At 46.8% G+C, this 15,937-nt stretch carries 13 protein-coding genes; 2 read left to right on the top strand and 11 right to left on the bottom strand.

The features are described from left to right. Window positions 1–36: 36 nt before the first annotated feature. Both nifS and DW743_RS02795 read right to left on the bottom strand, forming a co-directional pair. On the bottom strand, window positions 37–1,218 hold the full coding sequence (nifS, locus tag DW743_RS02800; RefSeq protein ID WP_022463328.1) for a cysteine desulfurase NifS: 1,182 nt from the start codon (window positions 1,216–1,218) through the stop codon (window positions 37–39). A gap of 6 nt (window positions 1,219–1,224) precedes the next feature. Further along, window positions 1,225–1,680, bottom strand: coding sequence for an RrF2 family transcriptional regulator (locus DW743_RS02795; RefSeq protein WP_022463329.1), 456 nt, complete (start codon window positions 1,678–1,680; stop codon window positions 1,225–1,227). A gap of 158 nt (window positions 1,681–1,838) precedes the next feature. On the opposite strand from DW743_RS02795, the gene DW743_RS02790 reads away from it, so the two are divergent. Together DW743_RS02790 and DW743_RS02785 are read left to right on the top strand one after the other, a co-directional pair. After that, window positions 1,839–3,200: a polysaccharide biosynthesis protein gene (locus tag DW743_RS02790; protein WP_055218215.1), complete on the top strand. Its 1,362-nt coding sequence runs from the start codon at window positions 1,839–1,841 to the stop codon at window positions 3,198–3,200. A 167-nt stretch (window positions 3,201–3,367) separates the two neighbouring features. Continuing rightward, window positions 3,368–4,402: a 3-deoxy-7-phosphoheptulonate synthase gene (locus DW743_RS02785; RefSeq protein ID WP_117509093.1), complete on the top strand. Its 1,035-nt coding sequence runs from the start codon at window positions 3,368–3,370 to the stop codon at window positions 4,400–4,402. A gap of 98 nt (window positions 4,403–4,500) precedes the next feature. Here the strand turns inward: DW743_RS02785 and DW743_RS02780 are convergent, their stop codons facing one another. The 9 genes from DW743_RS02780 to DW743_RS02740 all read right to left on the bottom strand — a co-directional run bounded on the left by DW743_RS02780 (window position 4,501) and on the right by DW743_RS02740 (window position 15,729). Continuing rightward, on the bottom strand, window positions 4,501–5,847 hold the full coding sequence (locus DW743_RS02780) for a glycoside hydrolase family 30 protein (RefSeq protein ID WP_117509094.1): 1,347 nt from the start codon (window positions 5,845–5,847) through the stop codon (window positions 4,501–4,503). A 39-nt stretch (window positions 5,848–5,886) separates the two neighbouring features. After that, window positions 5,887–6,708: an MBL fold metallo-hydrolase gene (locus DW743_RS02775; protein ID WP_158554955.1), complete on the bottom strand. Its 822-nt coding sequence runs from the start codon at window positions 6,706–6,708 to the stop codon at window positions 5,887–5,889. A gap of 160 nt (window positions 6,709–6,868) precedes the next feature. Then, entirely contained in the window at window positions 6,869–8,404 is a 1,536-nt protein-coding gene (locus DW743_RS02770) for an ABC transporter substrate-binding protein (RefSeq protein WP_117509096.1), read from the bottom strand. Window positions 8,405–8,446: 42 nt separating this feature from the next. Then, the gene (locus DW743_RS02765; RefSeq protein WP_117509097.1) at window positions 8,447–9,355 is read right to left on the bottom strand and encodes a carbohydrate ABC transporter permease; all 909 of its coding nucleotides are present in this window, start codon (window positions 9,353–9,355) and stop codon (window positions 8,447–8,449) included. A 24-nt stretch (window positions 9,356–9,379) separates the two neighbouring features. Further along, window positions 9,380–10,312, bottom strand: coding sequence for an ABC transporter permease (locus DW743_RS02760; RefSeq protein WP_117509098.1), 933 nt, complete (start codon window positions 10,310–10,312; stop codon window positions 9,380–9,382). 325 nt (window positions 10,313–10,637) lie between these two features. After that, on the bottom strand, window positions 10,638–12,440 hold the full coding sequence (locus DW743_RS02755) for a sensor histidine kinase (protein WP_117760396.1): 1,803 nt from the start codon (window positions 12,438–12,440) through the stop codon (window positions 10,638–10,640). After that, window positions 12,437–13,954, bottom strand: a complete 1,518-nt coding sequence (locus DW743_RS02750) for a response regulator transcription factor (protein ID WP_117509100.1) — start codon at window positions 13,952–13,954, stop codon at window positions 12,437–12,439. The genes DW743_RS02755 and DW743_RS02750 overlap by 4 nt, the downstream gene beginning before the upstream one ends. A 206-nt stretch (window positions 13,955–14,160) precedes the next feature. Continuing rightward, complete coding sequence (gene xerD / locus DW743_RS02745; protein ID WP_117509101.1) at window positions 14,161–15,042, bottom strand: site-specific tyrosine recombinase XerD; 882 nt, start codon at window positions 15,040–15,042, stop codon at window positions 14,161–14,163. A 111-nt stretch (window positions 15,043–15,153) separates the two neighbouring features. Further along, window positions 15,154–15,729, bottom strand: coding sequence for a stage II sporulation protein M (locus DW743_RS02740; protein WP_055267028.1), 576 nt, complete (start codon window positions 15,727–15,729; stop codon window positions 15,154–15,156). Window positions 15,730–15,937 lie beyond the last annotated feature (208 nt).

Genomic DNA, 15,937 nt, shown 5'->3' with positions numbered 1-15,937 from the left:
CCGGCTTTCTGGATGGACTGTCTTATTTTTTTAAACTTATTTACCCTGCTGTTTTTTGATGTAATCCTCATACAGCGGGGACATGCTGCGCAGACGGTCTACGATCGCTTTAATCTGCTCTACAACAAAATCAACGTCCTCTTTTGTGATCTCCTCACTTAAAGTCAGACGTAAGGAACCGTGTGCTTTCTCGTGCGGCAGTCCGATGGCCAGCAGTACATGGGACGGATCCAGGGATCCGGAAGTACATGCAGAACCGCTGGATGCGCAGATACCTTTCATATCCAGCATGATCAGAAGGGACTCTCCCTCGATGAATTCAAAGCTGATGTTGCAGTTGTTCGGCAGACGTTTTACCGGATCGCCGTTGAGACGGCAGTTCGGAATCTCGGTTAAAATACGGTTGATCAGATAATCACGTACTTCGATTTCTTTTGCGGTACGCTCCGCCATAGTTCTTGCCGCACGCTCTGCCGCAACTCCATATCCTACGATGCCCGGTACATTTTCTGTTCCGGCACGGCGTTTTCTTTCCTGCGCACCGCCGTGTACGAAGGAGCGGATTTTCACACCCTTTCGGATGTAAAGGAAGCCGATTCCTTTCGGTCCGTTAATCTTATGACCGCTGGAACTGAGCATATCAATATTGCACTCATCCACATTGATCGGGATCTGGCCAAATGCCTGTACAGCATCTGTGTGGAATAAAATATTGTGTTCTTTTGCAATTCTTCCGATTTCCTTGATCGGCTGAATCGTTCCGATTTCGTTGTTTGCCGCCATAACGGAAATCAGAATGGTCTCAGGTGTGATGGCTGCTTCGAGTTCATCCAGATTGACAACGCCGTTCTCATCGACGCCGATATAGGTGATTTTCGCACCGCGCTCTTTTTCCAGATACTCACAGGTATGAAGAATCGCATGATGCTCGATTTTTGTGGTGATGATGTGGTTTCCTTTATTTTTATATGCTTCAAAGGTAGCTTTTAACGCCCAGTTATCGGACTCGCTGCCGCCGGCTGTGAAATAAATTTCCTCCGGTTTTGCGCCGAGCACGTTTGCGATCTGCTCTCTTCCTTTGGTGATGGCTTCTTTGCTTTTTCCTGCAATTGCATAAATACTGGATGGATTTCCGTAGTATTCGCTGAAATAAGGAAGCATAGCCTCGACAACTTCCGGGGCTGTTTTTGTTGTTGCCGCATTGTCCAGATAAATCATTGTTGTTCACTCCTTGTCATTTCTATCGCTGTTTCTGTTTTTCTCTAATTGCCGGCTCTGCTGAACCAGCTCTCCGAGGCTGATGGAATCCACAGCGTTCGTAATTCCCTCATTGATCCTCTGCCACACAAAACGCGTGACGCAGAAATCGGCCGCATCGCAGCCGCCCAGGCCTTCATTGACCGAGCACGTGACTGCCTCGAGTCCGCCCTCCAGCACACGGAGAACATCTCCTACCGAAATGGAATCTGCCGGTTTTGCAAGTACATATCCACCGCCTGCTCCCCGCACACTCTCAATGAATCCGGCTTTTCGAAGCGGACGCACCAGCTGCTCCAGATAGCTCTCTGAGATATTCTGGCGTTCTGAAATGCTGGCAATGGACACTGCACCCTCTTCTTCGTGACTCGCCAGATCGATCATGGCACGCAGACCATATCTTCCTTTGGTCGATAATTTCATTCCTGGTTCTCCTTTTTCCTGTGCTGTCGTTTTCCAATTCCGACAGTTTTAATCGGATTTATTTCTCACTCAGAATAGCACCTATCACGGGGTTCTGTCAAGGAGTTTTTTCGCATATTTTAGACTATCTGCGCAATGCCGTGAAAGGAGTCTATCCCATGCTGAAAATCACAAGAAAGAACACGCTTCTTCTTGGCACACTGATCCTGACCGCGTCCGGGATCATCTGCAGAATTCTTGGATTTCTCTATAGAATATTCCTGTCGCGCCGGATCGGTGCGGAAGCCTTTGGTATCTACCAGCTCGCCACACCACTCTACGCACTGATGCTCTCCCTTGGCGCAGGCGGCATGCAGACGGTGCTCTCGCGCTTTGTCGCATCGTACCTTGCCAAAAAGGATTCCAGACGGGCAAAGATCTGTCTGGCGGCCGGATGCGGCATTGTAGTGATACTTTCCTTCTCCGCCTCCATCTTTCTCTTTTTCAGCGCGGATTTTATCGGAACACGGCTTCTTTTTGAGCCGCGGACGATTCTGCTCCTCCGGATTTTATCACTCGGCATTCTCCCCTCCGGGATCCACAACTGTCTCTCGGCATGGTATCTTGGCCAGAATCAGACGGCACTGCCTTCTTTTTGCCAGCTTTTGGAACAGTTCGTGCGCATGGGCGCTTCCTACCTTGCCTGGCTTTTCTGTCTTTCCACAAGCCTCCCCTCTGCCGCTGTCGCTGCATTCGGTACTGCCGCCGGCGAACTCTTTTCGTGTCTCTTTCTGATGGCCTGCCTGTCCGTCTCGCACAGCAGGTCCCCTCAGAAACACCGCCCGATTTCTGTTTTTTTCAAAGAAAAGACCCTCTGGTACGATACCTTCCGAGAGCTTGCCGTTTTGAATCTTCCGCTTACGCTGAACCGTATTCTTCTGAATGTCCTCCACAGCATTGAAAGTGCTCTGCTCCCCGGCTGTCTGGTCACCTTCGGTCTTTCCCGGAAAGCAGCGCTCTCGCAGTATGGCATTCTCACCGGTATGGCACTTCCTATGATCTTTTTTCCATCTGCCATCACCCACGCGGTGTCCGTCATGCTTCTGCCCGGCGTAGCAAAACAGCAGGCCGACGGTACGCCGGAGCAAATATCAGACACGATCCGTTATACAATTTCTTTCTGTGTGCTGCTTGGCACTTCCGCTGTTTTTGCCTTTTTCTTTTTCGGTCCGTGGCTTGGACGTTTCCTTTTTCAAAACGAAGAAGTCGGCGTTTTTCTGCGTATCCTTTCATTTTTAAGTCCTTTTCTCTATCTGGAAACGACACTTGGAAGCATTTTAAACGGCCTTGGAAAAACTTCTCTCGTTTTTTTCCAGAACCTTGCCGGAGATGTAATTCGTATTCTTGCAATTCTTTTTCTCGTCCCGGTTTTCGGCATCCGTGGCTATCTCTATGGTATTCTTGCAAGTGAACTTACCATTATGACAATGGCACTTTTGTTCCTGCATCGGGAATCTGCAAACGGATTTGCTGTTCATTGATACCTTTTTTCTATCTTTTTTAAGAGAAACAGAATTTTCGCCGAAAAAATATCGACAATCTTCGCGTTATGTATTATAATTTATAGATAGTTTGCGACGGGGCACACAAGAACGCTCCTCTGTCCGCAGCTAGAAAAGAAGTGCATCTAAGATAAAGGAGAACGAAAATGAGCCTTGAATTTGTAAGAAAACTTCCCACCCCAACAGAGATCCGGGAACAATATCCCTTAAGCGCCCGCGCAACCGAAATCAAAAAACAGCGTGACGCTGAAATCGCAAAAGTCTTTACCGGGGATTCCGATAAATTTCTTGTTATCGTAGGACCTTGCTCCGCAGACAACGAAGACGCTGTTCTGGAGTACAATCACCGTCTGGCAAAGGTTGCCGACAAAGTATCCGACAAACTGATCATCATCCCGCGTGTCTATACCAACAAACCGCGTACCACAGGTGAAGGCTACAAAGGTATCGTTCATCAGCCGGACCCGGAAGGAAAGCCGGACCTGCTGCACGGCCTGATCGCCATGCGTAAAATGCATATGCGTGTAGTAGAAGAGACTGATCTGACTTCTGCAGACGAAATGCTGTATCCGTCCAACTGGAGCTATCTGTCCGATATTCTCTCCTATGTTGCGGTCGGCGCACGTTCCGTAGAAAACCAGGAGCACCGTCTGACTGTTTCCGGCATCGACATTCCGGCCGGCATGAAAAACCCGACCAGCGGTGATCTTTCTGTTATGATCAACTCCGTCATTGCCGCACAGGGCTCCCACTCCTTTATTTACCGTACCTGGGAGGTAAAGACAAGCGGAAATCCGCTGGCGCACACCATTCTCCGCGGTGCGACCAACAAGCACGGCAACTCCGTGCCGAACTATCACTACGAGGACATTCAGCTTCTGCTGGAGAAATACAACGAAACACATCTCGTAAACCCGGCTACCATCATCGATGCCAACCATTCCAACTCCGGAAAGAAATACGAGCAGCAGATCCGTATCGTCAAAGACGTTCTGCACACAAGACGATGCAGCAAGGATATCGAAAGTCTCGTAAAAGGTGTTATGATCGAAAGCTATCTGGAGCCTGGCAATCAGAAAATCGGATGCGGAACCCATGTTTACGGAAAATCCATTACCGACCCGTGTCTTGGATGGGATCAGACCGAACGACTGATTTACGATATTGCTGAGGAGTGCTAAATTTTCTCCTTCGTTGCAAAAACACATATGAAAGAAACCTCTGTCGCAGATTTTACCGGTCTGCACAGAGGTTTCTTTCTTTTGTTATGATAAGGTTGTTAAATCAATACCGTTGCAATGCTATTGCCCCAGAAGGTCAGGCGGGTTGTGGTTCCGTTCATGCGGAGATTGACTACTTTCGTCTCTTCTGACGTATTTAATACAACGAGTGCAATCGTTCCATCCGGGTTTTTCGCTGCTGTAACCTCAAGATCCGGCGAATACGTGGAGCTTGCGATGCGGACGGCGCCCGGTTTGATGTATTTTGAGAAGTGGGCGATCGCGTGGAACATCGGTTTTACTTCGATTGTGTCGGTCGTTCCGTCGCAAATGATCGGTGCGCCGCAGAAGTTGTCCACGTGGTTCGGGCCGCCGATCTCATCAAGCACGAGGTTCCAGTCAATCCAGTAATTCATGCCATGGTTCAGATCGCCGATGATGTCGTGCGCATACTGTTTTGCATGGCGCAGAGAGTTTCCGGCAGCCGCACCGTACCGTGCCAGCTCTACGCAGCCCTCACTGTGCATCAGCATCAGATCCGGGTAATCTTCTCTTACCATCGAGAGGGTGTCAAAATGATCGCCTGAATACCAGTGGTATGCAACACCAGCAATCATATCTTTCGTTGTCTCATCCACAATGTCGCGGGTTCTCTCGTACGTTCTCTCTTTGTTGTGGTCCCAGATGTACAGTTTTACGTGATCAAGGCCTTTTTCTTTTAAGGTCGGGTACAGATAGTCACGCAGGAATTCTTTTTCCTCTTCTGCCGTATATTCGCAGGAATCCCAGGTCTGAACAGCCAGCGGCTCATTCTGTACCGTCATCCAGGAAATCGGCAGGCCGAGTTTTTCGTACTCGGTGATGTATTTTGCAATATAATTTGCGTAATCCGGATAGCTTTCTTTTTTCAGGTGGCCGCCGCCGTTTCTCACGCCGGTCTCTTTCAGGAAGGCTGGCGGGGACCACGGGGAAAGCAGCAGTGAGACCGGTTTGCCAAGAGTTTTGGAAACAGCTTTTACGAGCGGCTGCACGTATTTTGCATCTCTTTCCAGGCTAAAATCCCTGAATTCCGGATCGTCCGGGTTTTCGACTGCGCAGTAATTGCCGATGGAGAAGTCACAGCTGTCCATGTGAATCCGGCCGATCGTATAGCCAATGCCGTCTTTTCCATAATACGCTTCTACTACTTTCTTACGGTTTTCCTCACTCATGCGGGACAGTGCATAGCCTGCGGACTCGGTGAGTGCGGCGCCAAATCCCTCAATTTTCTGATACGTCTTGTCCGGGTACAGGTTGATGACCTGCATTTCCTGATTTTTCGCGTCCGGGATCAGTGCAGTTTCATAGTCTCTTGTTTTGATGCCATCTTCCCCAAAGATGGTTGCGTGTAATGTTACTTTTGCCATAAGTTTTCTTCTCCTTTTCTCTGCTTTTTGCAGATCATTTTATCGCTCCGGATCCTTTTCCAGGCAGTCCGGGTAATAACTGAGTCTTGCGGTTCCGTGTTCGGCATAGAGCATGCCTTCCCGCGGTGCGGTTTTTCCTTCTGCTTCGCCGGACAGAATCTGCTCGGCGGTTTTGATGCAGTCATCGAGAATCGTCTCTGGCTGGCTGAAATAGCCCTGCATGCCGCCGAAACCGATGTGCCCGCTGTAGGATCTCTCATAGCGGGTTTCGTATGTTTTCAGGTGATACAGCCCTTCCAGCGTTTTTCTCACGCTGCAGCCGAGGACAAGAAGATTCTGGTTGCAGGCATCGCCGGAGAACAGGATTTTCGTCGCTTCATCAAGAAAACAGATGCCGCCCGGCGTGTGGCCGGCCACCTCGATGCACTCGACGCGGCGGTTTCCCAGTTCGAAAACATCGCCCTCGTGCAGGGCATGGAATGTCGGCATTTCGAACGGCTGAATTTTGTTGAGATCATACTCATATGCCTGATAGCCGCCGTTTCTTCCAATTTCATCAGCAAAGCCGCGCAGCTGTTCTGCGTTCAGGTTCCGTGTCATAGCAAAATCTGCCTCGCCAAGATAGACATCCGTAAACGCACCGATTCCGCCGACATGATCGAGATGGCCGTGCGTCAGGACAACGTCGTACGGCTTGTCCGTCAAGCTTGCCGCGATGCCTTTCAGATCAGAAAGGCCGCATGCGGTGTCAATCAAAAGCGCACGCTCCTCTCCGACCAGAAAATAACACGCGGACAGACCGAATTCGTTGATGGCGTAGGTGTTTTTCGCAATTTCCATTACCATTGGTTCTTTTATCATAGTTTTGTTCCCTCCCATACATGATGGCTGTTTTCGGAAAAAGCAGGCACCGCACGCATACCCCCACGATATGTTCTGCTCCAGTACCTGCTTTTTGTCCGTCTGTTCTGCCTGCGGCAGAAGTTATATAGTCTTTGCGTTTCCCTTTCGGAAATTCGTTTTATTTCAGGCCTGCTACGTAAGCGTCAAGCTGTTTCTGAGCTGCCTCTTTCATGGTCTCGATTCCTGCTGCTTCCATCTGGGACTGATAATCAGCCAAACCAGATTCTGCATCTGTGTATCCGAGCTCAAGCGGCCACCAGTACTGCTGCTGTACATTGTTGCATGCAGCAAGCTGGGTCTCGAAGGAAGAGGTATCCAGTACAAATCCTGTGAATTTCTCATTTCCCTGTCCAGAAACGATGTGGGACTCAAACTCATCAATGTTAGTCTTATAATCGTCCGGAGTACCGATCGCCTGACGGTTCAGAGCATCACTTCTTGCAGACCACATTGCGCTCGTTCCATAGTTGTCCGTATCCAGAACCTTGAACTGTCCTTCATCGTTCAGCTCATAAGAAGTTCCTTCAATGCCGTAGTAGAATGCATCGTATACTTCCTGATCATTGGTGATCAGATCCCACAGTGCCATTGCTCTCTCCGGATTCTTGGAAGTATTGGAGATTACCATACAGTCCTGCGTATATGGAAGATGTGCAACATCTTTTACCATGTTAGAATAGTGAATATCGTATTCCGGATGAAGAATTGCCTGTCCCACATAGGAATCAATGTTATGGATCTTCAGAGCTGCTTTACCATTCTGAAATTTCGTGCTGTCCGTGTCTGACAGAGCAGATTTTGAATAAAATCCTTTCTCATTCCATCTTGCCATCATTTCCAGGAATTCCGGTGTTTTCTCCAGCTCATAGGAAGTCATAACAGTTGGATTTTCTGCATTTGGATCATACCACAGATAACGGATTCCGTTGAAGGCTGCCAGTCCCTGATTTTCCATATACATGAAGAAGATTTCCGGTGCTGTAGAGTACAGATCGATGCACTCCATTTCCGGATGCGTTTCTTTGATGATATCGCAGTACTCTTCAATATCTTCAAAGGTCTCCATCTTTCCGTCCCATTCGGTTCCCTCTACCAGGTCACCACGATAGATAGGACCATATGAATTGTAGGTAGACAGCAGGGAAGGAACACAATAATAGCTTCCATTTACTGTTGCCTGCTGTTTTGCTTCCTCAGACTGTGCTGCAAAGTTCTTCGGTGCGTAGGTTGGCCAGAGCTCATCAAGGCTCTTGAAGGCACCCTTCTGCGCCAGAGATGCAAAGTTCAGCCAGGATGCACTGTATGCCATATCAAACTCTTCTCCCGAAGAGAACAGCAACGGATATTTGTTTGCGTACTCCGCCCAGCCGATCCAGTTGATTTTCAAAGAGCAGTTCAGTTTCTCTTTTAAGAGTTTGTTCAGATTCTCGTCGATTGCATCCTGTCCTGCCGGACGGTCACTGATGACATACATGGAAAGCTCCACAAACTCGGATGTGTCAAGCTCACCGCTTGCGGATGATGTAGATCCGCTCTTTGCAGCTCCACCATTGGAAGAGCTGGAATTGTTGCTTCCGCAGCCTGCAAGCAGGCCTCCGGTCATGGCGATTGCCATGGATACAGCAAGTGCTTTTCTTAATTTTTTGTTTTGCATTTCTTTTTCCTCCTTTTTCGTTGCCTTTATCTAATCGTTCCATCAGCCTTTGACGGAACCGATTGTAACACCTTTTACAAAATATTTCTGTATAAACGGGTAAACCAGAATGATCGGGCCGGTTGCCACAACTGCCATGGCCAGCTTCAGGGAGTTGGATGGCATATCCTGCAGCGGAATGTTTGCAGAGCTTGCCATCTGGGACATTGCCTGCGTTTTCTGCATCAGGGCATACAGCATGTACTGCAGCGGATATTTTGTTTCTGTATTCATATACAGCATTGCATTGTACCAGTCATTCCAGTAACCAAGCGCAAGGAACAGACCGATGGTTGCCATTCCGGATTTCAGAAGCGGAAGGATGATGCTGAAAAATGTTTTAAACTCGCCTGCGCCGTCAATCTTCGCAGATTCGATCAGTGCGGTCGGAATTGCGGATACGAAGGTTCTCATGATCAACAGGTAGAAGACATTGAACACACCCGGTAAGATCAGGGCAAGGTAGCTGTCTTTTAAGTGCAGATACTGGATGTAGAAAATATAGGAGCAAACCATACCGCCGTTAAACAGGGTCGTAAAGTAGAAGAAGAAGGACAGAGCATTTCTGTACTTGAAATCTTTACGGCTGATCACGTAAGCGGTCATTGTCGTAAGCAGAAGTCCTACTGCAGTTCCGGCGAGGGTGATAAAAATAGATACCCCGTAAGCACGGACAACGGTCATCGGGCTCTTGAAGATCAGTGCGTAAGCGGCTGTGGTAAATTCTCTTGGGAGAATGCCATAACCCTGAAACCGAATCGCCTGCTCAGATGAAAACGAACCGGAAACCACCATAATAAACGGCAGTAAACATACCAGAGCCATCAGCGCAACAAAGGTGTAACAGATGACATAAAATACTTTTGTAGAAGTACTTTTCTTGATTTTCTGTGATTTTGCAACAGCTTGCATAACTAATTCCTCCTTTTTTCTGTCTTAGAACAGTGCAAGATCTTCTTCTACATGTTTTACGATTGCGTTTACGATCAGAATAGTCGCAAAGCAGATGACGGACTGATAGAAAGATGCTGCCGCTGTCATACCGAGGTTGGAGTTCTGAATCAGGGAACGGAATACATAGGTATCAATAACATCGGTCTTGTTGAAGAGCTGTCCGTTGTTTCCAACGATCTGATAGAACATCTCGAAATCACCACGGAGAATTCGGCCAACCTGCAGAAGAAGCATGGTGATAATGGTCGGAAGAATGCTCGGAAGAGTGATGAAACGGATTCTCTCAAAAATATTTGCACCGTCGATGGAAGCTGCTTCGTGAATCTCAGCATCGACACCGGTAATTGCTGCGATGTAAATAACGGAGTTATATCCACACCATTTCCATGAGTTGAACAGACAGATGATCCATGGCCATATACCGGCTTTGGATGCATCGTACATATTGATCTTCTCCCCTCCAAAGAAGGTTACGATACTGTTCAGGATACCGGTTTCATAGTTGAAGATATTGTAAACAAAAACTCCAACGATAACCCAGGAGATGAAGTACGGTAAGAAAATGATTGACTGTGTCACTTTTTTAAAGATTTTTTTGTTGATCTCAGAAATAAAAATTGCGATCAATACCGCAAGAAGCTGTGAAGTAACCAGGTTTAACAGGTTGTACACAACTGTGTTTCTCGTAATCAGCCATCCGGTTCCGGATGAGAACAGGTATTCGAAGTTTGCAAATCCATTCCATTCACTTCCGAATACGCCAAGATCATATCGATAGTTCTTAAATGCAAGCACCAGTCCGGACATCGGAAGGTACTGCATAATCAATACCAGCAAAAATGCAGGCATCGCCATAACAAAAAGGGCTCTGTTTTTCTTTACTTCTGCTACAAAACTTTTCACATGCTTTCCCATTTGTTGACTTCCTTTCTTTTTCATCGTTCCTGCACTGTATGCAACTGCCGGCCTGTACAAGAGTGCTCCCAAGACCCTCCACGCATCGCTTTGTCTTGGGCTTGTTCTCAACTGATGACCCTATTATACCGAAGGATTTAGCTATTTTGTACCCAACAAAACTTCGATTTCTAGTAATTTCTTATGATTTTTGTGATCTTGCACAGGAAAAATCTTGTTTTTCTTCCTGTTTCTTGTCAATTTGTCAGCGTACTTTCCACATCTCTCCGCTCATTTTCACAATTTTTATACAAAAAGAAAGAGAGTTTTTCCTCTCTCTTTCTTTTCAGATCTTCTCTTCCGCTTCTGCCATTGTCATAACCGGAATTTTGATCTCAACATGCGTTCCTTTTTCACTTTCCAGATACGTAACACCATACTTTTCACCGAAGCAGAGCTTCAGGCGAAAGTTGATGTTCCGCACACCATAGCCATGCTGTGCTGTCCGGATGTCCTGCTGTGTCTCTTTCTGCATCTCTTTCACATCGACACCGGGTCCGTCATCCTGCACAGAAAAAACAATATCCTGTTCCTCTCTTCTCGCGCAGATCCGGATCTCACAGCTTTCAATATCCGGTTTCTCCGCAATCCCATGGACGATCGCATTTTCCACAAATGGCTGGAGAATAATATTGAGACATGCATAGCTCTTCAGTTCTTCCGGTACATCTACCTCGAGAGAAATGGCGTTATCAAAGTGATAATTTTCGATATTGACATAAACCTCAACATGCTCGACTTCTTCCCCGATGGAAATCAGGCTCTTTCCATGATTCAGACTCAACCGATAGAACCGGGCCAGATTCCACGTCAGCGTTCCGATCTCCTCTGCACCGTAGTCCATGGAAATCCAGTTAATCAGATCCAGCGTATTGTAGAGAAAATGTGGGTTGATCTGCGCCTGCAGTGCCCGTACCTCTGCCATTTTAACTTCCTTACCAAGTTGATAATGCTCCTGCATCAGCCGCTGGACTTCCTGCACCATACCGTTAAAATTGTGATAAATTTCCTCAATTTCATCTTCCTCGGTTGTGATTGGCAGATTTGCGTTCAGATTTCCGCTTTCCAGACCCGTCATTTCCACATTCAGCTTTTTCAGTCTTCCAACGTAGTAACCGGAAAGAAGATATGACATCAATACAATAACGGCAATCATACTTCCAAGCATCAGAGCCGCTGAGAGCCACAGAAACCTGTACTGATCCTCATATTCATTTTCGGGAATTATCAAGATCATCTGCCAGGATGCACCATCCACATTTTGCCGGGTAATGTAATATTCCTTCTGTCCCTCCTTCTTTTTTTCCATAAAAAGCTCCGCGCCATAGTTTAAAAGTATTCCTTTTTTCTGCATTTTTTGAAGAATACTGCTGTTAGAGCTGGTAATCATCCTGCCGTTTTCACTCATCAGATAAACAAGACCTTCTGATGTGATATTGGCATTTTTCATAATATCCTGGAAATATTTCGCAGAAACACTGATGCTGCAGATACCAAGTTCCTCTTCTTTTTCTTTTTTGGATGCAATCCGGTGATACAGGGTAACCATCTGCGAGGTATCCTGCTGATCCACACCGTCTCTCTCACGACTGATTGCAACGTAATCTTCTCCCGTGTTCAGAGCATACCGCAGATCAACGTAATCGCTGCGTTCCTTAAGCCTTGATACTCCATCGAAATAATATTGATTTCCCGCATACATCACCTCATCCGGCACGTACAGGCAGAAACGATAGATCGAGTTCGAAATCTCGTAGGAATTAAATTCTTTATTCAGCTCATAGTATTCCAGCCACTGCTCCATGTATGGTCTTTCTTCTCCAAAGCCATCCGCTGACAGTGTATTCTGAATTACCCCATTGTCCTCCACCATATTCGCCAGATACGTCATATTCCGCAGATAACTCTCCGTAAAAGAAATCGCCTGGCTTACCGACTGTTCCATTGAGTAATCTGTTTTTTCACGATAATGGCGCACCACCTGCGGATAACATAAAAAGCAGAGTAAAATCTGCACCAGAATCAGCGGAACGGAGAAATACAACATCATTCTCTTATGCATTGACAATTTCTGTAATGGATTTTTCATCGCATCTGCAGGCTCTCCTTATACTCTGTCGGGGTAACCCCCGTCTTCTTTTTAAAGATTTTCGCAAAATAATTGGCATCCTCATAACCCACCATTTCAGATACCTGATAGAATTTCAGCTGCGGATCACGCATTTTCTGTTTCGCATTCTCTACACGCACTTCCAGCAGGTACTGTCCAATTGTAAGCCCCGTTTGTTTTTTAAACACGGTAGAAAGATACGTCGGTGTCAGATAAACAAGCTCAGCGAGTGTTCCAATAGAAAGATCCTGATCTGCATAATGTTCCTGAATATATTCCGTGATACGGCTCACATTATAACGGTTCTCCGTTTTATGCGTATTCGTTTTTCCATTCTGTTTTTCAAAAAGCTGCTCGATTCTGCGTATCATCTCCTCTTTCATTTCCGCAAACGTTTCTGCCTGCATAAAGAAATCGGTTCCTCTCTGTTCCCACGGCTTTTCCAGCATACCGGGATATCGATATTCTGCTGCTTTTTCCAGCATATCACGCATCACACAATAATGGTACCGTATGTCAGAACTCATACACAGATGATGGCTAACCAGTTTTTCATACAATTCTTCCTGAAAAAGGCAGGCACCTTTTTCATTGTTGTCTATAAGGAGTTGATAAAATTCATCCCTCTGTTTCTTGGCGTCATCCATCCACGGCTTCTCTGGCGGAATGTCATCGTAGCAGACACTTTTTCCCCATCCAAGCCACGAAAGAGCTTTTCCCGCTTCCTTTGCCTGACGATAAGACAATAAGATGTCTTTCTGACAGCTGCCTCTTCTTCCATGCGATAAAAAGCAGCCCGAAATCGAACCGTCCTGTGTACAGCTCTTCAACGTCTCAACTAAAATCGGTTCCATTTCTTTCCAACGTTTTTCTTTTTCACTTCCAAGGAGCAAAATCAGACAGAATGGATCAAAAAGTGTCATTGTTATCGAAATCTGATATGGTCGCAGTGCTTCCTTGGCCATTTTTTCAAATTCCGGTAAGAATCCGGCTCCACAGCCTTCACTGTCAAAATGGATCATGACAATGCGAAAATAGGCTCCCTCCGCCTGTTCCAGTGAAACATCGGTATCCACCTCCAAAAGATAGTTTCGAAGTTTCGCGCGTTCGCTTTTTCTGCGCTCTCTCACACGCTGCACTGCTTCCTCGACGTTTTCCGAGAGCAGCTTCACATTAACCGGTTTTTCCACGTATCCGACTGCATGCAAATCGATTGCTGCTTTCAGATATTCTTTATCTGCATAGCCCGTCGAAAAGATAATCTCGATCTCCGGGAATTTTTCTCTTAATTTTCGGCACAGATCCACACCGCTCATGCCCGGCATGCGAATATCCGAAAGAACGATATCCGGCCGGAAATTTTCCGTTTTCGCCAATGCTTCCTCTCCGTTCGCGGCCGCTTCAACTTCCGAAACACCAAGGCGCTGCCACGGAACGTGCTTTAAAAGGCCAGTTCGAATAATCTTTTCATCTTCTACCACAATCAGTTTCATGTTGTGATACCCCTTTGCTTATATCATACTTAAATGTAAAACCTGTTTTTCAGTATAACACAGATTTTGTAGCTTGTGAATCAAAACTGCTGTTTCCTGGCACATTCTAATCTGCATAATCTCAAAAAATTAAGCGTATTTGGCAAATCTTTTCATTCAAGTTTTGCCAAATACGCTTTTTCCATTTCTTTTTTTTGTTCAATCTGCTACTTTCTCGGATGTGCCTTCCGGTACACATCCCGGATCTTATTCACACCAAGGTGGAGATACATCTGCGTCGTCGAAATATCGGCGTGTCCCATCATCTCCTGGACACTCTTTAAGTCCGCACCGTTTTGCAGCAGATGGGTTGCAAACGAATGACGCAGGGTATGCGGCGTAATATCCGCCGTAATGCCTGCGGATTTCGCATAGGATTTCAGAATTTTCCAGAATCCCTGACGACTCATCGGACCTCCGGAGCAGTTGACAAACAATACATCATCATCCCGTCCATGCATCAGGGCTGCGCGCGCACTCCCCAGATACTGCTCCAACGCCTTTTTCGCCGGTCCGCCGAACGGAACGATCCGCTCCTTTTCATCGCGGCAGGTGATGTAGCCCATCATAAGGTTGACATCCTGTATCTTCAAATGGATCAGCTCACTGACGCGGATACCGGTCGCATACAGCATTTCCAGCATTGCTTTGTCGCGGATCCCCTTTGGCGTGTCGGTTTTGGGCTGGCGAAGCAGCAGATCGACCTCTGCGATGGAAAGGATCTCCGGCATTTTCCGCTCAACCCTCGGTGGCTGCAGTGCTTTCGACGGGTCAGATACCATTTTTCCCTCCTGACATGCATATTGGCAAAACATATGAATCGCCGCAATGCTGCGCGAGATCGTTGCCGGGGAGAAGTGTTCCCGCTCCAGATATAATAAATAAGAATTTAAAACCGTTGCATTCATCTGCTCCGGTTTTTCTATTCCGTGCTCCTTCAAAAAAACTGCCAGCTTTCGAAGATCGCGCTGATAGGAGACTTCTGTATTTTTTGACGCTTTCTTTTCCGTCTGTAGATAGTCCGTAAATGACTGTATCGTTTCCTGCATAGCTTTTTTCCTTTTTGCTTTTTTCTCCCTCTCACTGCCCGATAAAGGGTAACAATGCTTTTAATTATATACACGTTTTTTCAAAAATGCAATTCCCTTTTCAGACCGTTTTTACAGGATTTTCGCAAGAAACCACGGATTGACATAACTCTCAAGCAGAATACCCCACAGAAGCAGGATCATTGCAAAGAAGTAGCGCACGCCGAAGCAAAAATATTCCTTTTTCTGTATGCCGCCGGCAAGGTGATTCGTCTCTGCCATCCGGCTGCACGCAGCAGCCATCAGAAATAACGCGGCAAGGTAGAGGAAAATCTGCGGAAAAAGAGCCAGAAAAAAGAATAAAAGACCTGCCATTCCGTTCTGCAGATAGGCAGCCGAGAGAAAGACGCCACACAGAAAACCATATGCCCAAACGGCAGCAGTGGCAAAATACGCACCGATTGCCGTCAATCCAAAGAGAAGTCCCGCAAATGCCGGTGCTAACCGTACCTTTAGAAGATAGGAAAAGCAGGCCTTTGCGGAAATTTTTCTTCCAAAAAACGCCTCCGCCTGAAAGAGGCGGACGCTATTTCCCTCCTTCATTCCCGTGTGGGATGCCGCAAGCAGCAGCAGTACACCGAGAGTCATACCGGCCGCAAACCAGAGGGCAAAAAAACGAATATATGCATTCTCATCCCGTTCTCTCATTTGCTTTTTGCGCCTCCTTATTTTCTGCCTTACTGTCAATGTATTCACGGTTCATAGACAATATACGTAAAAGAAGTGCCTGCTCCGCAGACCCCCATCTGCGAATGGCACTTCTTTCCTCTTTTCAGGGTCCCCCAATGTCTCACGCACCGAAATGTCCGTTCATTTCAAACCCTGCTTTTTGTATATCCCCATAAGATATTTTTCA

Source organism: Blautia sp. AM28-27, from assembly GCF_003480905.1.
GTDB lineage: Bacteria > Bacillota > Clostridia > Lachnospirales > Lachnospiraceae > Fusicatenibacter > Fusicatenibacter saccharivorans.
Note: the sequence above shows the minus strand (reverse complement) of the source record. Positions and strands in the feature narration are given on the sequence as shown.